At 34.7% G+C, this 20147-nt stretch carries 18 protein-coding genes, 1 riboswitch and 1 other annotated feature; of the genes, 15 read left to right on the forward strand and 3 right to left on the reverse strand.

The window, feature by feature from the left end; all coding sequences use genetic code 11:
• Positions 1–35: 35 nt before the first annotated feature.
• The 6 genes from ACK1U5_RS24670 to ACK1U5_RS24695 all read left to right on the forward strand — a co-directional run bounded on the left by ACK1U5_RS24670 (position 36) and on the right by ACK1U5_RS24695 (position 8558).
• Complete coding sequence (locus tag ACK1U5_RS24670; RefSeq protein WP_000761084.1) at positions 36–1778, forward strand: methyl-accepting chemotaxis protein; 1743 nt, start codon at positions 36–38, stop codon at positions 1776–1778.
• A 136-nt stretch (positions 1779–1914) separates the two neighbouring features.
• Positions 1915–5496, forward strand: coding sequence for a non-ribosomal peptide synthetase family protein (locus ACK1U5_RS24675; RefSeq protein WP_113710821.1), 3582 nt, complete (start codon positions 1915–1917; stop codon positions 5494–5496).
• Between the two features lie 52 nt (positions 5497–5548).
• A riboswitch (TPP riboswitch) is annotated at positions 5549–5650 on the forward strand.
• Between the two features lie 101 nt (positions 5651–5751).
• On the forward strand, positions 5752–6072 hold the full coding sequence (locus tag ACK1U5_RS24680; RefSeq protein ID WP_000082906.1) for an MTH1187 family thiamine-binding protein: 321 nt from the start codon (positions 5752–5754) through the stop codon (positions 6070–6072).
• Complete coding sequence (locus ACK1U5_RS24685; RefSeq protein WP_001057166.1) at positions 6044–6817, forward strand: ABC transporter permease; 774 nt, start codon at positions 6044–6046, stop codon at positions 6815–6817. The genes ACK1U5_RS24680 and ACK1U5_RS24685 overlap by 29 nt, the downstream gene beginning before the upstream one ends.
• Positions 6814–7812 carry an ABC transporter substrate-binding protein gene (locus tag ACK1U5_RS24690; protein ID WP_000715568.1) on the forward strand — a complete coding sequence of 333 codons (999 nt, stop codon included), beginning with the start codon at positions 6814–6816 and terminating at the stop codon, positions 7810–7812. Before ACK1U5_RS24685 ends, ACK1U5_RS24690 begins: the two co-directional genes overlap by 4 nt.
• A complete protein-coding gene (locus ACK1U5_RS24695) occupies positions 7809–8558 on the forward strand; it encodes an ABC transporter ATP-binding protein (protein ID WP_000016085.1) in 750 nt (249 codons plus the stop codon). Before ACK1U5_RS24690 ends, ACK1U5_RS24695 begins: the two co-directional genes overlap by 4 nt.
• A gap of 634 nt (positions 8559–9192) precedes the next feature.
• On the opposite strand, the gene ACK1U5_RS24700 is transcribed toward ACK1U5_RS24695, so the two are convergent.
• A complete protein-coding gene (locus tag ACK1U5_RS24700) occupies positions 9193–11217 on the reverse strand; it encodes a glycosyl hydrolase family 18 protein (protein ID WP_001257486.1) in 2025 nt (674 codons plus the stop codon).
• A 371-nt stretch (positions 11218–11588) separates the two neighbouring features.
• Here ACK1U5_RS24700 and ACK1U5_RS24705 point away from each other — a divergent pair, with 371 nt between their 5' ends.
• The 7 genes from ACK1U5_RS24705 (at position 11589) to ACK1U5_RS24735 (ending at position 15082) form a co-directional block, all read left to right on the forward strand.
• Positions 11589–11960, forward strand: a complete 372-nt coding sequence (locus ACK1U5_RS24705; protein ID WP_000382380.1) for a DnaJ family domain-containing protein — start codon at positions 11589–11591, stop codon at positions 11958–11960.
• A 10-nt stretch (positions 11961–11970) separates the two neighbouring features.
• Positions 11971–12285, forward strand: a complete 315-nt coding sequence (locus ACK1U5_RS24710; protein WP_000206517.1) for a thioredoxin family protein — start codon at positions 11971–11973, stop codon at positions 12283–12285.
• 13 nt (positions 12286–12298) lie between these two features.
• Positions 12299–12544: a hypothetical protein gene (locus ACK1U5_RS24715; RefSeq protein ID WP_113710820.1), complete on the forward strand. Its 246-nt coding sequence runs from the start codon at positions 12299–12301 to the stop codon at positions 12542–12544.
• A gap of 125 nt (positions 12545–12669) precedes the next feature.
• Positions 12670–12813 carry a hypothetical protein gene (locus tag ACK1U5_RS24720; RefSeq protein WP_000817981.1) on the forward strand — a complete coding sequence of 48 codons (144 nt, stop codon included), beginning with the start codon at positions 12670–12672 and terminating at the stop codon, positions 12811–12813.
• A gap of 80 nt (positions 12814–12893) precedes the next feature.
• Positions 12894–13475 (forward strand): TetR/AcrR family transcriptional regulator, encoded by a 582-nt coding sequence (locus ACK1U5_RS24725; protein WP_001254434.1) that lies wholly within the window; start codon positions 12894–12896, stop codon positions 13473–13475.
• 66 nt (positions 13476–13541) lie between these two features.
• Positions 13542–14774: an MFS transporter gene (locus tag ACK1U5_RS24730; protein ID WP_113710819.1), complete on the forward strand. Its 1233-nt coding sequence runs from the start codon at positions 13542–13544 to the stop codon at positions 14772–14774.
• Between the two features lie 56 nt (positions 14775–14830).
• The gene (locus ACK1U5_RS24735) at positions 14831–15082 is read left to right on the forward strand and encodes a helix-turn-helix transcriptional regulator (RefSeq protein WP_002023181.1); all 252 of its coding nucleotides are present in this window, start codon (positions 14831–14833) and stop codon (positions 15080–15082) included.
• 69 nt (positions 15083–15151) lie between these two features.
• On the opposite strand, the gene ACK1U5_RS24740 is transcribed toward ACK1U5_RS24735, so the two are convergent.
• Complete coding sequence (locus tag ACK1U5_RS24740; RefSeq protein WP_000738812.1) at positions 15152–16435, reverse strand: MFS transporter; 1284 nt, start codon at positions 16433–16435, stop codon at positions 15152–15154.
• Between the two features lie 108 nt (positions 16436–16543).
• Positions 16544–17857 carry an alkaline phosphatase family protein gene (locus tag ACK1U5_RS24745; RefSeq protein WP_087876069.1) on the reverse strand — a complete coding sequence of 438 codons (1314 nt, stop codon included), beginning with the start codon at positions 17855–17857 and terminating at the stop codon, positions 16544–16546.
• Positions 17858–18011: 154 nt separating this feature from the next.
• Between ACK1U5_RS24745 and ACK1U5_RS24750 the strand changes: the two genes are divergently transcribed.
• Positions 18012–18305, forward strand: coding sequence for a YesK-like family protein (locus ACK1U5_RS24750; RefSeq protein ID WP_000383853.1), 294 nt, complete (start codon positions 18012–18014; stop codon positions 18303–18305).
• A gap of 93 nt (positions 18306–18398) precedes the next feature.
• Positions 18399–18605, forward strand: a binding site (T-box leader).
• Positions 18606–18652: 47 nt separating this feature from the next.
• Positions 18653–20083, forward strand: coding sequence for a proline--tRNA ligase (gene proS, locus ACK1U5_RS24755; protein ID WP_113710818.1), 1431 nt, complete (start codon positions 18653–18655; stop codon positions 20081–20083).
• Positions 20084–20147 lie beyond the last annotated feature (64 nt).

Here is a 20147-nt window from a genome sequence, read left to right on the forward strand (position 1 = left end):
TTTTTGTTTATGTTGATTAAGGAAGGTGGATATTAATGAAAAAATATTGGCATAAGTTATCGTTCCTTCAAAAGAACGTCTTATTAACCGTATTAGTTATTTTGACACTTGTTGGAAGTATGGGTGCATTAAGTTTTAACATGTTTCAAAATAGTATGATGTCTTTATTTGAAAGGCAGTCTATTGAAACAGGAGAAATAGTATTGAAAAAACTGGATGTAGAATTAGTTAGAGACATGGCGAAAGATCCTACAGCCGAAAAAGTGAAAAAAGAAAAGTTAACAGAGAAATTAGATGAAGTATCAAAAGAATTGAAAAGCGTTGGACAAACGTATGTTACAGGAGCAAAGCCGAATGAAAAGCGAGAATTACAACTCGTTGGTTTGACTACAGAGTTAACAAATGCGTTTCCTATAAAGCCGGGAGATTATTATGAACAACCCGCTCATTGGATGAAGGCATACGATAAAGTGATTGATACGAAAAAGGCTCAAATGACAGAAGTATATGAAGATGAAATAGGTTCGTGGGTGACAATATTAGAACCAATTACAGATGGAGAAAACAATATTGTTGCAATTGTTGCGGCTGACTTAGATGCTTCCATTGTTCCTATTACAAAAGAGAAGTTTATGATACAGGGCTTACTCTTCATCATTATTTCATTAGCAATTGCGACTATTACTCAATTCTTTATCGTGCGTCACTCGCTAGCTCCATTAAAAGATTTACGAGAAGGGTTACGTAAAATTGGTGAAGGTGACTTAAGTATTAAATTAAAAGAAAGACCAGATGATATTGGAATTATTAATGTTTATTTCAATAACACGATTGAAAAATTTAAAGGGATTATAGATAAAGTAAGGCAAACTGCTGAGCAAGTTTCTTCTTCTTCACAAGAATTGTCGGCGAGTACAGAGGAAAACAGCATGGCAGTTCAAGAGATTGCAAGTTCTATTGAAGGTTTAAGAGTAGGGGCACAGTCTCAAAAAACTTCAGTACAACAATGTTTAGGAATTGTACATGGAATGGAAGATAAGGTAGAAGAAATAACTGGGGCTGCAAAACAAGTTGCGGTTGCTTCTGAAGGTATGGAACAACATTCAATTGAAGGTAATGAAGTGATTGGACAAATTATTAATCAAATGAGTTTAATCCAAAATGCAGTACAAGATTTATCTTCCATCATTTATTCGTTAGAAACAAGGTCAAAAGAAATTAGTGATATCGTAACTGTAATTACAGGTATTTCAAATCAAACAAATTTATTAGCTTTAAATGCTTCTATTGAGGCTTCACGTGCTGGAGCAGCTGGAAGAGGGTTTGCAGTTGTTGCTGATGAAGTACGAAAATTAGCAGAACAAACGGAAGCGTCTGCAAAAGATATAGCGAAATTAATTGGTGAAACACAAGCTGAGACAGAAGATGCTGTAGTTTCCATGCAAAAAGGTTCAAAAGAAGTAGAAACTGGAATTTCGCTTGTTCAAAGTAGTGGAGATTTCTTTGAAAAAATCTCAAAATCAGCGCAATCTGTTACAGATCAAGTAAAAGCTGTTTCCGGTAATTCGAGTGACATTTTACAAAATAGTCAGAATATTGTTCAAGTCGTAAATGAATTATCACATATTGCAAATACTTATGCCAACAGCAGTAGTAATGTTGAAGAAAGCATGAAAGAGCAAGAAATATCAGTACAAGATATTGCAGAATTAGCGACTTCTTTAAGTTGGCTTTCTCAGGAATTACAAGAGCTTATTGGTGAGTTTAAAAGCGAATAAGGAGAAAGTTCAATTCTAATCAAGGGGGTATCTCCGCTACTGATTATGAATTGAACGAATCTGCCCTTTAATAAGGGATGAAAAAGGTGTGAATTTTCACACCTTTATTATATTTAAGAGAGGAATTTACATAAATATGAAATTAGCAATTTCTTATAATGAGATGGTAAAAGAATTTTTAGGAAAAGTAGAAGGAAGTATTAAAATACCTAAAGATGTGCAAGGAACAGAACTTAGGATAAAAAGGAAAACGGAACTGTTTTCAAATTTGACTCACATTGTAGATTTAATAGGAGCGACTGCAACGTGGTTATATCATATTTCTAAAGAAAAACATATTGTCGTGCTTTATCATGTAAGAGGAAATTTATTTCCAATTACTATTGAAGTTTCTAATTTTCTCTCCTATGAAAGTTTAAATTTACAAATTGAAGAGCAACTGGAGCAAATTAAAGAAATGAATGAGGAAGAAATAGAAGAGTTTCAAAACGGTAATACATTATATGAAATGTCACCTATTATTATTGGTGAAACATATTATGAGCTACAAGACACGAATACATTACAATTTGTATTTAGTAAAAATATGCAAAGTGTAGAAATAATATTTAATAGTGTTAATTGGAAAGAGACAACGATTACTCGTTATGCACAACAAATACAAGGTGTTTTAGTTGATATATCACAAAATGCTAATAAGTATATAAAACATTTTAATATTATTACAGAGGCCGAGATGGCACTTTATAGTCAAGTGAATGATACGACAGCAGTATATCCTGAGAAAAGTATCGTCGATATGTTCTATAATACTGTTACTCAATTTCCAAATCGTATAGCTTTATCTTCAAGGGAAGGTACTTTAACTTATGAGGAGCTAAATAAAAAAAGTAATCAAATAGCTCATATGTTAATTAAAAACGGCATCCAATTAGGAGACTATGTTGGAATATTTATGAAACGTAGCATAGATACAGTAGTAAGTATGGTAGCTATATTAAAAGCTGGTGCAGCGTATGTTCCGATTGATCCAGATTATCCGGAAAGTAGAATACAGTACATTATTCAAGATAGCCAAGCGAAAGTTATATTGATGAAAGAGACGCCTATAACATGTGATGGGGTTCAAACAGTTTCATTGTATGATAGTGAAACTTATGAAGATATAGATGTAAAGTTGTCTATTCATTGTGATGATGTAGCTTATATGATTTATACATCGGGTTCAACAGGGAATCCAAAGGGAACGATGTTAGCACATAGAGGCGTTGTTAATCTGTACACTTGGATGAAAAAGCAATATGAATTGACAGAAGAGGATGTATTTGCTCAATTTCCTTCCTTTAGTTTCGATGCTTCTGTATGGGAGTCATTTGCTTCTTTATTCTGCGGAGGAAACTTGTATGTACTATTAGAGGAAGAGCGATTGTCTGTAGAGGCATTTGCAAATGCAATCTATAAAGTGAAAGCAACTTCAATCTTGGCATTAGCAACAATTTTTGTTCGACAAGTAGCAACTTATTTAGCAGAAGAAGATATATATAAGCTAGCTTCCCTAAAAAGAATTGCGATTGGCGGTGAAATGTTGCCTGTAGAGGTTATTAAATTGTGGAGAGAAAGAATAGGTACAAATGTTGAAATTTATAATGTATACGGACCGACAGAATGTACTGTAGTGACGACAACCTATAAAATACCTAGTCAGTTAAATGGGGATGTTGCGAGTATTCCCATTGGTAAACCATGTGCTAATTATCAAGTTATGATTTTGGATGAGAATATGAATCTTTGTCCAATTGGTGTACCTGGTGAATTATATATAGATTCAGTAGGCTTAGCAAAAGGGTATTTTAATAAGCCTAATAAAACAATTGAAGCTTTTATTCCGAACCCTTTTAATCCTATAGTTAATATATACAAAACAGGTGATATCGTTAAGTTGCTAGAGGATGGAAATATAGAGTTTTTACATCGGAAAGATGATCAAGTAAAAATTAGAGGACATCGTATTGAACTAGGAGAAATCCAAAGTAAAATTTCTCAAAATCATAATATAAAAGAAAATGCTGTTTTTGCTAAGAAGAGTAAGGAAGGTAGCCAATATTTAATCGCGTTCTATACAACTTTAAATAAAAAAGAAATACCAGAATTAGTTTATCAGTTACAAGAGCAATTACCAGATTATATGGTGCCATCTAAACTAATTTATATTAATGAATTACCACTTACACCTAATAAAAAGATTGATGTTAAGAAGTTAGCTCAGTTAGAAGAAAAGTATGAACCGGTTCGGCTACAAGAATATGTTGCACCTTCTAATAAAGCAGAAAAACAAATCGCGAACGCCTGGGCGGAAGTATTAGGAATTTCAAAAGTTGGAGTGCATGATGATTTCTTTACAATTGGTGGACATTCATTAAAAGTATTACGAGTCTTAACATTGTTAAAAGAAGATTTCTCACATTTAACAATTCAAGATTTCTTTAAAGAAAGAACGATATATGGATTAGCTCGAATTGAGCGAGAAGTAAAAGTAGAGAAAGAAGAAGTATTTCGTGAATATAAAGTGATTCACGAACCAGATACTATCACGTATGCAAACGTTTTGGAAGAAACCCAGATTTCAAATGTCTTTTTAACAGGAGCTACTGGTTATTTAGGATCACACATATTATATGAATTGTTGAGAGATACATCTGCTACTATTTATTGTTTAGTAAGACCAACCAAAGATGTGCAGCAAAGAATTATAGATACATTAACAGGCTACTTTAATGATATATGTGAAGAATGGTTACAGCGTATACAGGCCGTAGCTGGTGATCTGGGAGAAGAGTATCTTGGGATGAGCGAAGAAGAATTTATGTTCATCAGTTCTAAGATGGATACGATAATTCATTGCGGTGCAGATGTAAGACATTTTGGAGATGTAAAACAATTTGAAAATATAAATGTCCAAGGAACTAGCCGTATGCTAGCATTAGCGGAGAAAGGTGCTACATTCCATTTTATTTCTACAATTGGTATCCCGTTAGAATTAGCGGTAGATCAATGGGATACATACATGAAAACTGGTGATTTTAATTACAGTGTAGACTTAGAGAATGTATATTCAAATAGTAAACTACAAGCGGAAAACATTGTTCGTGAAGCAATGAAAAATGGTTTGCGCGGAAATATTTATCGTGCAGGTAATTTAGCATGTCATTCAGAAACAGGTTCGTTCCAACAAAATATTGAAGGAAACGCATTTTATCGTCTTATTAAAACAATGCTATTAATTGGGAAAGCACCAAATGTGAAGTGGAAAGTTGATTTCACACCAATTGATTTTGCTAGTAAATCAATTGTATCGTATTTACAAGATGCGCAAATTGTAGGAGAGACGTTACATATTTGTCATCCACATCAAATTGAGTTTGAACAATTTATACAGCTAATTGGAGAGTGTGGATACAATCTTGAAATGGTTCCACTTTCAGAATATGTAAATACCGGACTTGCATTAGCGAAGGGAAATGAAGTAATAGCAGAGTTAATTGCTTCTCAAGTTGCAGGAGATGGAGCACAGCAATCTGAAATTGTAATGGGTACACGTAGAACGAATGAATGGATTAAGAAAAAAGAATTGATAGTACCAGCAATTAATAAAGAATTTATACAGCAGTTATTAGCTCATGGTGAAAAAGTTGGTTATTTTCCAAAAATAATGAAATGATTATGCATGCTTTTGTTTGTTCAATAAAATAAATCATGCTACAATGAAAACGAATTAAGGACCGGGGAGCCAATTGGCTGAGAGGATGTAAGTAAACATCGACCCTCAACCTGATCTGGATAATGCCAGCGTAGGGAGTTACTTAAAGTGATGTAGCATATGTTATTCTGTAATAACTTGCATACAAGGCTTTCCTACGCAGTAGGAAAGCCTTTTCTTATTTTTGAAATTTAATTTTATAAGGGGGATTTTATTATGTCACAACAAGTTACAATGTCATTTTCAGTAGTACCACAAGCGAAAACGAAAGATGTATATTCTGTTGTCGATAAAGCAATTGAAGTTGTGCAACAATCGGGAGTTCGTTATGAAGTAGGGGCAATGGAAACAACTTTGGAAGGAGAATTAGATGTACTTCTTGATGTCGTTAAACGTGCGCAACAAGCTTGCGTCGATGCTGGAGCAGAAGAAGTGATTACTTCTATTAAAATCCATTATCGTCCAAGCACTGGTGTAACGATAGATGAAAAGGTTTGGAAGTACCGTGATGAATATGCAAAACCAGAAGCAATCTAAACTTATTACAACTATTTGGCTTATCCTTCTCATTGCGATATGGGAAGGATCTGTTTCATTATTTAAAATCGAACCGTGGATTTTACCAAAGCCTTCTGCCATTGTTCAAGAATTAATTGGGATGAAAGATTTACTATTACCAAATACGATGCAAACACTGCAGGAAGTTATAATTGGACTATTCTTTGCAATTTTATTGGGGACGAGCATCGCAATTATTATGGATGTTATACCGTTATTTCGTATTTTAATAAATCCATTGCTCGTTATTTCGCAAACAATTCCAATTGTTGTACTTGCACCGCTATTTATTATTTGGTTTGGATATGGGATGTTGCCGAAAGTAATGGTCGTAATACTCGTTTGTTTCTTCCCAATTGCGCTTAGTATTTTAGAAGGTTTTCAAACAGTAGATAAAAATATGCTGAAACTGTTACAAACAATGAAGGCGACGAAATGGCAAGTTTACCAGAAGGTAAAATTTCCAGCAGTGCTCCCATACTTTTTCTCAGGTTTAAAAATTGCAGTTACATATAGCGTAATGGGGGCAATTATCGGAGAATGGCTCGGTGCAAGTGAAGGATTAGGCGTTATGCTTACGAGGGCTACAAAATCCTTTTTGACTGCCCGAGTATTTGGTGTTGCAGCAATCATCGTTATGGTGACATTATGCCTGTATTTTATCGTAGAGTTTATGGCAAGAATAACAGCACCATGGATATATAGAAAGGACGGCAGAAAATGAAAAAAGGTTTGAAAGTTATGTTAGCTGCCTTAGTAGCGGTAGGTGTGGCTGGATGTAATCCGGCGAAGAAAGAAGAAAGTGCAAGTAAAGATCAAAAAGTAAAAGTAGTATTAGATTGGTTTCCAAATACGAATCATACTGGCTTGTATGTAGCGAAAACGAAAGATTATTACAAAAAGCAAGGATTAGATGTAGAAATTATTCAACCAGGTGACAATGTAACAGCAGAGCAAATGATAGCATCAGGAAAAGCAGACTTCGCAATAAGTGCACAAGAAAATGTAACGTTAGCTCGTGTAGAAGGAATTCCTGTTGTATCTGTAGGAGCGATTATTCAGCATAACACTTCAGCGTTTGCATCGCTTAAGAAAGACAATATGACGTCACCGAAAGATTTTGAAGGTAAACGTTACGGCGGCTGGGGAGGACCAGCAGAAGAAGCGACATTAAAGACGATTATGGATAAACATCAAGCTGATTTTAATAAAGTTGAAAAAATCATCTTAGGACAAACAGATTTCTTTAAATCAATTGGCCGTGATGCAGATTTCGAATGGATTTATTACGGTTGGGATGGTATTGAAGCGAAGCGTCAAGGAAAAGAGTTAAATACGATTATGGTGAAGGACTTAGATCCAGCGCTTGATTTCTATAGTCCTGTTATTATTACGAGTGAAAAACATACGAAGCAAGATAAAGACTTTGTGAAAAAGTTTATGAGTGCAACGACAGAAGGTTATAATTTTGCAATTAAGGAACCGAAAGAGGCTGCTGATATTTTAATTAAAGCTGTTCCAGATGTGAATAAAGATTTAGTTCAAGAAAGCCAAAAATGGTTAAGTACGAAGTATCAAGATGATGCTAAAGCATGGGGAGTACAGAAGGAAGAAATTTGGACGAATTACATGAATTTCTTATATGACAACAAAGTTATTAAAAAGAAAATCGATGTAAAAGATGCTTTTACAAATGAATTCCTTCCAAGTGAAAAATGAGCGGATTACAAATAAAAAATATAGTGAAATCTTTCGACGGAAAGAATGTATTAGAGAATATTAGTGCCTCTATACAAGAGGGAGAGTTTGTTTCCTTTGTAGGACCGAGTGGTTGCGGGAAAAGCACATTATTAAACATGATTGCAAATGTTGAAAAACCAACAAGCGGGAACGTAACGTATAACGATAAGCAAGTACAAGAGCAAGATGTTGTTAGTTATATGCCACAACAAGATTTATTACTACCGTGGCGATCAGCTTTGCAAAATATCGTTCTTCCGTTAGAAATTGAAGGAAAGCCGAAAAAACAAAGGCTGACAGAAGGAATGGAAGCATTAAAGCAGTTCGAACTAGATGAATATGCAAACCATTATCCAGATGAATTGTCTGGTGGTATGCGTCAAAGAATTAGTTTTCTGCGCACATATTTATGTGAAAAGCCAATTATGCTGCTTGATGAGCCTTTTGGTAAATTAGATGCATTTACAAAAATGGAAGTACATAGCTGGCTTTTAAACTCTTGGCATCAAGAGAAGCAAACAATCGTTATGGTTACACATGACTTAGATGAGGCAATCTTGCTTTCAGATCGCGTATTTATTTTATCTCAAAGACCAGCGTCAATAGTTGGCGAGGTACAAGTGAAATTACCTAGGCCGAGAACGATGGATATGTTAACATCACTCGAATTAAAAAAGGATAAAGAAGAGATTTTAAGTGTGTTAGCTCCTTATATGAAAAAATAGAAAAAGCTGATGTTTTAATTTTAGACGAACGGACTAATCATTTGGATGTAGAAACTAAGATGGCTTTACAGGAAGCGTTACAACAATACAAAGGAACGGTTTTAATTGTCTCACATGAACCTTCTTTCTATGAATCGTAGATAACAAAATTATGAAATATAGAAGAATGGAATACTCAACAATATGAATAAAGAAAAGGCATTAGCTTTTATGAGCTAATGCCTTTTCTTTGTGATTAACATGATTTTCGAGAACTCTTACATGAGAATTGTATGAAGAAGCACTCTTATGGTGCGCTTATAAGCGTGCTTTTTCTTTTGTTATATTTATAATACGAAAGCCTTTCCCTAACAGGTGACTATCTTTCTTTATATATATAGATAGTTCAAAATGGAATAAAAATAATTCCTTTATGTAAAGGATAATATGGATATTATAGGAAGACAATAGAAATTAAAGGAAATTCATGTAAAATTCAAATGAACTTCATATAAACTTCATATTAGAAATTAAATATAATTATAATAGGTTATTGTGATATTTTTGATTTTTCATAAAATTAAAAGTTTGAATTTAGAAGGTATTGCTCAAACCTAAATTCAAACTTTATTGAAGTAATTAATGGATATTACGTCTAGTTTTCGCTAATGACGGCATTTAAAAGTTCGGCAGGATTACCTGTTCCTGCACCGCCAATTGTAATAGATCCACCAGGAGGAATTTCACCATTCCATCCTGCGTTCGTAATTACATAATGATTATTTGTTTTACTACTAATTTTAGAATCCCAAACTTGTGTTAAATTGCCGCTATAATCAAATTCTAATTTCCAATTTTTAATAGGAGTCGTTCCATTATTTTTGATTATAATCGAGAAGTTATAACCGCTGCCCCAATTCGAAGTGACTGAAAATGTAGCAGTACCATTTCCATCAGGAGGTGTCGTATTAGCTTCATCCGTTTTGACAGTAAGAGCGGTAGGTTGTGATTTATTTCCAGCAGCATCTTTGGCAATTACCGAAAATTTGTATTCCGTATTAGGTTTTAAGTTTTTAATTGTAATGCTATTTGTTGTTGTACTCCATTTCTCTTCTCCAGCAGTAATTTCATATTCCGTAACTCCTACGTTATCAGTAGATACAGTCCAGTTTAATTGAACTGAGTTTGAATTTTTATTCGTAACTACAATGTTTTTAACATTCGTTGGTGGCTCAGTATCTTTTTGACTAATAGGTCCACCAAGTAATTCTTTTACTAGCGTATCAAGTAATTTTGGACCACTGCAACTATATTTTGGACTTGTACGGCAATCTCCGCTTAGTTCCCAAAACATTGCTCCACTTAAACCTTTCGTCTTTATATAGTCTGTTTTGTATTTCATAGATTCATTGTCATCGTAGCTAATAAATGTGCCTGTAGTTGCATTATATAAGTAAGGTACTTTAGCTGTGTCATTCCAGTAGCGTACAAAACCATTTTTATTAACGTAATTGGCTGCTAAATCACCGTAATCATACACACCTGTGTCACCGGTAGAGTAATCATCCCAAGTACCTTTAGAAGCAAGTTTCCCATCACTACCTGGTTTGCAAGGTTGATATTGTCCGTTATTTTCTTTGCCACAACTTTTCCAACCACGTCCGTAAAAGGGTACGCCTAATACTAGTTTATCGACTGGAACACCTTCATTTGTATAAACATTTATAGCACCATCTACGTAAAAATTCGTATTTGCTGCTGGGTCATTTGGATCCTTATATAGAGCTGCATTATGATTAGAAGTAGCTTCCCATCCGCCGTGGAAATCATATGTCATAATATTAATCCAATCGAGTATTTGAGAAATTTTCTTTAGTTCTGTATGATCAGCGTAGCGTTGACTTGCACCTGAAGCGATTGTTAGTAAATATTGTTTGCCATCTTCAGCACCTGCTTTATTCAAAGCATTTCGGACGTCTTGAAGAAGGAGAGTGAAATTTTGTTTATCTTCAGGACGATAACTACCACCAGGAATCGTTTCAACGCCCGGATATTCCCAGTCTAAATCTACGCCATCAAACCCATATGCGCGAAGAAAAGCTACTGTAGATTCAGCAAATACTTTTCTTGTTTTTTCATCAGCGGCCATATCAGAAAAGCGGTTAGACCAAGTCCAGCCACCAACGGAAATAATTGTTTTTAAGTGAGGATATTTAGCTTTTAATCGTTTTAGTTCCCCGAAATTTCCGCAACGGGCATATTTATCGCAATCTTCCCAAGTTGTCCCTGAGCCAGGATACGATTTGGTAACATCAGCCCATGGTTCACCGAGTACAAGAGTACCATTAGGAACCTCTTTATTTTGCAATGGTACACCAGATTCTTTACAGTTCCACGTTTGTTTATTTGGATTATCAGGATGAGTAGAAGGGTTTCCATGTTTTCCATTCCAACAAATATCCGCGAAAGCATAGTTAAGGTGAGTAAGTTTTGATGCATCAATGTCAGCAACTTGATAATTACGTCCGTAAACGCCCCACGAAGGAAAGTACCCAACAATTTTTTGACTTTGCTTTGGTGAATCTGCTAATGCGAGATTTGGAGTAATAAAATTTGTGAGAAAAAGAGGTAAGAAAAGTAGTAGGGATAGTAATAGCAGTGTGAATTTTTGAGACCTCATAGCCATTTCTCCTTTCAAAATAAAAGATATATTTAAAGGCATACGCCAATAAATCAAAATGAATCTAGACGTGTGAAACGTCTAGATAAAATGATCAGACATCACGAAGTCTATACAAGGGAGCTGGGGGTGATTAAATCGTAACAAATGTAAGATTTAGTGTAAACGCTTTATTAAGTTAAAAAAGACTTTCTCAATACAAAAAGGCTTGAATACAAACTATATATGAAAACGAAAGATTGGTATGGGAGGAAAAAGCTTATTATAAATAAATTTGAGAAAAAATTGTATGGAGCCAATTATTAAAGACGTAGAAAGATAAGGAAATATCATGTAAAATAATAGTAAAAATATGTAAAGGAGGGAATGGTGTGGATGTGTTTTTGAACATTGCTGAAGAAAAAATTCGACAAGCAATACGGAATGGTGATCTTGATTATCTTCCGGGAAAAGGAAAACCACTACAATTAGAAGATCTTTCAATGGTACCTCCAGAACTTAGAATGAGTTATAAAATTTTAAAAAATGCGGGAATGATTCCACCAGAAATGGAACTACAAAAAGATATATTAAAAATAGAGGATCTAATTGCTTGCTGTTATGATGAAGAAGAGAGAAAGAGATTACGAGAAGAGTTAACAGCAAAAACGCTTCGTTTTCAGCAGGTAATGGAAAAGAGAAAGATTAAAGATAGTTCAGCTTTTCGTATGTATCAAGACAAAGTATTTCGTAAATTACGCTAAGAGGGATAAGATGACTACATTTAAAACGATAGAAGAATTAGCGACCTATATTGAAGAACAACAATTGGTACTTCTGTTTATTAAAACGGAAAATTGTGGTGTTTGTGATGTTATGCTAAGAAAAGTAAATTGCGTATTAGAGAATTATGATTACGTAGAGAAAATAGAGATATTACTACAAGACATGCAGGAGATTGCGGGGCGATATGGAGTATTTACAGGGCCAACAATTTTATTATTTCATAATGGAAAAGAAATTCTTCGTGAATCACGCTTCATTTCACTTGAAAATTTAGAGAGAACCATTCAATTATTCGAGGAATAAGGGAGGCTTTTAAATGGAATTTATTATTGTCATACTATTATTTGTTGTAGTTGGAACAATCGTAACAGCAGTTCGATCGAACAAAAAGAAGGTAAATCTTACAAAACAAAATAACATTCATAATTCATCTAACAGCTCATCACCATTATTTTTCTTTGCTGGATCTGATAATGATAGCTCGCATGATGGCGGCTCACATGATTGTGGAGGATCTTTTGGGGGAGATAGCGGAGGAAGCTGTGGTGGCGGTGGTAATTGATAAAAATGCGCCTTATATAGGCGTATTTCTTTTTAAACAAACGTTTGATTAGTCGGCTTACATATGCATAAACACAGTTAAACAAACGTTTGTTTAATATTTTTAACATACTAAGGGGAATGGAAATGAAAAGGGAACCGAAAGTGAAAAATAAGGGGAAGGTAGTGTTATTTTTATTAGCTGCAGGAGGCGTATTTCTTGTTAAATTAGCATTTAAATTTGGAACCATACATATGATTCGAACTTGGTTTGAAAGTACGTTTTCTTAAATAAGGAATATAGCCTCTTGCGATAGAGGTTTTTGATTTGTTATTATTAGACTGAACGGTCGGTTTAAAGAGGTGTGAATATGAGAAGAAGCGCAGAAGAGATAAAGAAAGAAATTGCATATAAAGCAGAAAGTCTATTTTCACAGAAGGGCTACGCAGCTACATCTATGGAAGAGATTTGTGAAATTACAGAGCGAAGTAAAGGAAGTATTTATTATCACTTTAAAAGTAAAGAAGAATTATTTTTATTTGTAGTGAAACAGCATACGTATGATTGGATTGAAAAATGGAATGAAAAAGAGAAGTTGTATAGCACTAGTACTGAAAAACTATATGGTCTCGCGGAATATCATGTAGAGGACATACAGCAACCAATTTCAAATGCAATAGAGGAATTCTCTATGAGCCAAGTTGTAAGTAAAGAGATTCTGGATGAACTGTTAGCTTTAACTAGAGAATCATATGTTATGTTTGAGAAATTAATTGAAGTAGGTATACAGTCTGGAGAGTTCCGTGAAGATAATACTCGTGATCTTATGTATATTGTAAACGGATTATTATCAGGACTTGGAGTGCTTTACTACGAATTAGATTATAAAGAGCTGAAACGTATTTATAAAAAGGCAATAGATGTATTGTTAAAAGGAATGGCAGCTGAATAATAGGTCAGTTGCTTTTCTTACAAAATAAATTAGACCGAACGGTCGGTTTATGAAAGGGGAATGAAAATGAACGCTTTATTTAAAAACCGAGCATTTATGCTCGTTATGGCGTCTGATATTTTACAACAATTTGCAATTTGGATCAGAAATATGGCTCTTTTGTATTTTATAATGGAGCGAACGAATAATGATCCAGTTTCTGTTTCGTTGTTATCAGTTATGGAATATGCACCTATTTTTATTTTCTCGTTTATCGGTGGTGCGCTAGCTGATCGCTGGAATCCGAAAAGAACAATGGTCGCTGGAGATGTATTAAGTGTACTGTCTATTATAGGAATTGTCTTGTTGTTAAAGCTGGATTATTGGCAGGCTATATTTTTTGCAACACTCATTTCCGCGATTGTAGGTCAGTTTTCTCAGCCCTCATCTTCGCGTATATTTAAGCGCTATGTAAAAGACGGAGAGGTAGCAAATGCGATTGCATTTAACCAAACATTACAGTCATTATTTCTGATTTTTGGACCAGTGGTGGGATCGCTTGTGTATACACAACTTGGTTTATTTACATCACTATATAGCTTAATCATTTTATTTTTGTTATCTGCTATCGCCCTTTCATTCTTACCAAAATGGGTTGAAAAAGAGCAGGTGGCGAGAGACTCATTAAAAAATGATATAAAAGAAGGTTGGAAGTATGTTCTTCATACGAAAAATTTACGTATGATTACGATCACTTTTACAATTATGGGTTTAGCTGTTGGATTAACGAATCCATTAGAAGTATTCCTTGTAATTGAACGTTTAGGTATGGAAAAAGAAGCTGTTCAATATTTAGCGGCAGCTGACGGAATAGGTATGTTACTCGGTGGTATTGTTGCTGCAGTTTTCGCTTCAAAAGTGAATCCGAAAAAGATGTTTGTATTCGGTATGGGTATATTAGCCCTTTCATTTTTAGTAGAAGGGCTATCTACATCATTTTGGATTACTAGTTTCATGAGATTTGGAACAGGTATTTGTTTAGCTTGTGTTAATATTGTTGTCGGTACGCTTATGATTCAACTTGTACCAGAAAATATGGTTGGAAGAGTAAATGGAACGATTTTACCACTGTTTATGGGGGCAATGCTAATTGGAACTTCATTAGCTGGAGGATTAAAGGAACTAACTTCACTAGTTACTGTGTTTTGTATAGCGATGGCACTTATTTTATTAGCGATAGGGCCAGTTGTACGTATGCAAATAAAGAAAGAAGATATCGCTAACAAAGAGGCACTAACAAATTCATTAGCTTCAAAATAACTATTGTAAGGGAGCAATATTGCTCCTTTTTTCTTTGAGGAACTTTTGACAACTATATGAGCCAATTATATACTGATGTTGTAAAAACGATTTTACAGGTTAGGAGCAATGGTGTGAAAAATCAAATCTATGAATTACGCACTGAAAATAATATTTCACAAGGCGCATTAGCTGATAAATGTAAGGTTTCTAGACAAACGATAAATGCAATTGAGAATAATAAATATGATCCAAGCTTAGCGTTAGCGTTCCGTTTAGCTGAAGTATTAGGAACAACTGTTGATAAATTATTTTTGTACAAGCAGTAGAGTCGTTCATTATAAGGCGCACCTTTAAAAATAAAAAAGATCCTCTTCTTATGAGAAGAGGATCTTTTCTTATAGCGTTTTAGTCTTTGGACTAGGTGGTGTAACGGATGTATTATTTTCTGGAACTCTAGTTAGTAAGAATCCTCCGATAATAAATAGAACAATAATACTAAGAACACCAGCGTTTGTTTTTCCTGTTAATTGCGTTGTAACACCGACTAATACCGGACCCATAATTGCGGCAAACTTCCCAAATATATTATAAAATCCGAAGAATTCATTAGCAGATTCTTTTGGTACTAGTTTTGCAAAGTATGAACGACTTAGTGCTTGAATACCACCTTGAGATGTAGCAACTAACATTGCTAAAATCCAAAAATCAAGTGTCGTTTTTAAAAAATAAGCATATGTGCAAATAATGATATAAATAATGATACCGACATATAGCATTTTTTTGCCAGTAAATGTTTCAGATAATTTTCCGTATAGTAAAGCAAATGGACAAGCGACAATTTGTGTTACAAATAATATGATTAATAGATTCGTTGCACTAATACCGAGATCGGTTCCGTAAGCGGTAGACATAGTAATAATTGTATCGACTCCGTCAATATAGAAAAAGTAAGCGATTAGAAACATAAATACAGTTTTATATTCTTTAATATTTTTAAAAGTATCAGCAAGACGTTTGAAGCTCATTCTAATAGGTCTTGGATGACGCTCAATATAGTGTGTTTGCTCTACGTTTTTTAGCATTGGAATTGTAAATAACCCCCACCAAAGAGCTGTTATTGCAAAGGAAATTTGACTAGCAATGCCGACCGATAAGGGAATAGTTCCTTTTTGAGAAAGAATAATAAGAGCGATACAACCGATAAAAGGAATTGTACTCCCGATATAACCTAATGCAAATCCTCTTGTAGAAATTCGGTCCATTCTATCTTCAGAAGTGACGTCTACTAAAAATGCATCATAGAAAATGTTTGCTCCAGCAAAGCCGATTAAGGCGAGCATATAGCACCCTAGCAATAAGTACCACTGAGAGGTTGGAACGACTGCTAACATACTTGTAAATACGATACCGAGTCCAAAGAAGAATGTGAAAAAACGTTTTTTAAATCCTTTATAATCAGCAACTGTGCCAAGAATAGGAGCAAGTATAGAAATTAAAAGTGTTGCGAATGAGTTTGCATATCCCCAATATGCTGTTGAAGTTGCCCCAGATAGTCCAGCTTCTTTTGCAGCTGCTTTAAAGTAAATTGGAAATAATGCAGTTGTAATGACTAGCGAGTATACAGAGTTCGCCCAATCGTATAATATCCAGCTTTTTTCTTGTCTGGACATTTTTTTCATATAATGTTCCCCCTTAAATTTGTTTTACTAACAGTGTACAAAAATAAAAATTATAAAAAGAGAAACAGTGATGAATTTTACATAACTTTTACATATATACACAGTTCTTTACAATTGGAGTAAATCCTCTACAATTGCTCCGTCTGTTTCACCTAAGTGTAAACCGAGTAGTCTAGCGATAGTTGGACCTTCATCAATAAGTCTCATATACGGGACGGTAAAGCCACTTTTTATTCCTTTCCCAGCAGCGATAAAAATTGTTTCATAGTTAGGTTTTGTTGGAGAGTATCCATGCGTACCAAATGTATATTTTTTACTAGGCGTAACATCTTTTTCAGTAATTTCTTTTATAAAATCTCCTGTATAGTTTTCAGTGAAATAATACCCTTCTCGTGCTTCTAACATGAATAAACAATTACCGTCTGCACCGCAGTCTTTGGCAGCTTCATCATGAAGTATAAATTCAATTCCGTTTTGTTTATTTTGAAGTAGTTCTTCAAGGAGTAGTTGTACCTCCCGGATTGTATCCATATCATTTTTGTCCTTTACATATACATAGGCAGAGCCGTCGCAACTTTGGCAATAGGCTTTCCAGTCTACTAATTTTCCTTTTTTATTAAGAGATATAAGTCCTCTTTGATGGAATAGCACATTTAATTGGATGGATTTGTTTTCACTTAAAGCGCTATGATCACCAAGGGCAACAATTGTACTTTCTTCGTATAGGTTACTTTCTTTTAGTGCTTGAATAATTTTCCCTAGACGTTTGTCGTGTCTCTGGATAGCAGCTGTTGTTTCGTTAGATTCAAAGCCGTGATAGTGTCTTTGTGTGTCTAGATCGGTGAAATGTACGAACATGACATTAGGCTTTTTCGTCTGGATTGTATGCACAGCAGAGGCGAGGACGAAATCATCCAGCTCTGGTTGTGATAAACCATTTCTTATATGGCCGAAACGACGATTTAAATCTAATTGGTATAGTGGGCTACCGCTAAATAAGGAAACTAACACTTGATTTTGCCAAGGTCTATTGGGGAAAATTTCTGGTAAATTGTAATCGATGTTCGCTCTTCCAGTAACAGGCCATAGAAGGGCAGCTGTCGTTAAATTTGCTTTGCGCGCTTCATCATACAATGTTGTTCCTTTTATTGATTTTCGGTACCAATGCCAATCAGGTGATTCACGCCCTGGTTGAAGTAACGTATTGCTAACAACACCGTGCTTGTTAGGGTAATTACCAGTTACGATTGTTGAGTGGCTTGGATATGTTACAGAAGGATAAATTGGTTCTACTTTTTCGACAACCGTGCCCTTTTTTATTAGAGATTGGAAATGAGGTAGTTTTTGTAGTATAGGAAAATCTAAAGCTGATAAACAGTCGAATGATAAAATGATGACGTGGTTTGTTAATGCTTTATCCATAAAGTTCCCTCCTGATTATATAAAACCTATTATTATATATTACTATTAACACCTAGTAATAAATATATATTTTTAGGTGAAAGTTTATTATTTATTTTCAGAAAAATTAAACATATAATTAAGTATAAGGGAATCTATGGAGGGAGGGAACACTATGGATTGGTTAGATGGATTTGGTATTTTTTACATCATTGGCGGAATCACGATTATCCTTGTATTTGCTATTTCATATTTACTAAAGAAACGGTTTCCAGACAAACAGTTTGATATTATATTTGCACTTAGTTTAATACTTCTTTGCTTAGCGTCCTTTCCCGTTACAATGATGGTTATTGGTGGGTGGGAAGGAATGGGATATGGATTTATTGGTTTCTTTGTCCTACTTGGTACACTTATCGGTATGATTGCACATCAACTTGTGAAAATTACGCGGAAAAGCTACGTATAAAACTGCAAAAAATGAAAAGGATATATAAAAATAAGAAAATTAGCTATTGTTTTAAAAAAGAATTTGTATTATGATAATCAACAAATTTATTTCGTTATAACGATGAAAAAGGACTAGTACATGTTCAACCTTTTTAGCAGAGAGAGAATCCGTCAGGCTGAAAGATTCTTAAAAAGGCAATATGGAACCTGCCTTTGAGTTCTGCATATGCAGCGGGAATTTCCCGTTATCAAAAAGAGAGCATGCGCAATTTTTGTGCATGAATCAGGGTGGTAACGCCGGCAAAGCTCGGTCCCTATTTAGGGACGCGGGCTTTTTTGTATTTTCTAGAAGGAGGAAGACTGACTATGGCAAAAGAACAAGTGCAAGCCATTACGAAGATGGAAGAGGACTTTGCGCAGTGGTATACCGATATTGTAAAAAAAGCCGAACTTGTTGATTATTCAAGTGTAAAAGGGTGCATGATTTTACGTCCGTATGGTTATGCCTTATGGGAGAATATGCAGAAGGTGATGGATGAGAAGTTAAAAGGAACTGGCCATGAAAATGTATATATGCCAATGTTTATCCCAGAGAGTTTATTGCAAAAAGAGAAGGATCATGTTGAAGGATTTGCTCCTGAAGTAGCATGGGTTACGCATGGTGGAGATGAAAAGTTAGCGGAAAGACTTTGTGTACGTCCTACATCTGAAACTTTGTTCTGTGAGCACTTTTCAAAAATTGTGCAATCCTATAATGATTTGCCAAAGTTATATAATCAGTGGTGTTCAGTAGTTCGTTGGGAGAAGACAACTAGGCCATTCCTTCGTACGACTGAATTTTTATGGCAAGAGGGTCATACAATCCATGAAACGGCAGAAGAATCGCAGACTGAAACATTAAATATTTTAAACTTATATGCTTCTTTTTGTGAGGATTATTTAGCGATACCAGTTATTAAAGGGCAAAAAACAGAAAAGGAGAAGTTTGCTGGAGCAAAGGCAACTTATACAATTGAAAGTTTAATGCATGATGGAAAAGCGCTTCAAACAGGAACCTCTCATAACTTTGGAACGAATTTCTCTGAAGCATTTGATATTAAGTTTTTAGATCGTAACGGTAAGTGGCAATATGTGCACCAAACATCTTGGGGTGTATCAACAAGAATGATAGGCGGGCTAATAATGGTTCATAGTGATAATAATGGACTTGTAATGCCACCAAAAGTCGCTCCAGTGCAAGTTGTTATTGTACCGATTGCTCAGCATAAAGAAGGAGTTTTAGCAAAAGCAACAGAGTTACAAGGACATATTCAAAAGGTTGCACGAGTAAAAATAGATGCTAGTAATAAAACACCAGGCTGGAAATTTAATGAGTATGAAATGAAGGGGATTCCAATTCGATTAGAAGTTGGCCCTAAAGATATTGAAAAGAATCAAGTTGTACTTGTAAGAAGAGACACGAAGGAAAAAGAGTTTGTACCAATGGATCAATTAGAAGAACGTATTCCAGCATTACTTGAAGAAATTCATATTGCTTTATTTGATAAAGCAAAAGCATTTCGCGATGAGAATACGTATGTTGCGACAAATTTCGAAGAGATGAAAAAAATAGCTGACGAAAAGCAAGGCTTTATTAAGGCAATGTGGTGCGGGGAATTAGCTTGTGAAGAAAAACTAAAAGAAGAAGTTGGAGTATCTTCACGTTGTATGCCTTTTGAGCAAGAGCATTTAGCTGAAGAATGCATTTGTTGTGGTAAAGAAGCTGAACAAATGGTGTATTGGGGAAAAGCGTATTAATACTTTTTCTGATAGGTGATAAAAAGGACTTTGGGCTGCATAATAAAATGCAATCCAAAGTCCT

The sequence above is a fragment of the Bacillus sp. XB1 genome, assembly GCF_053557995.1.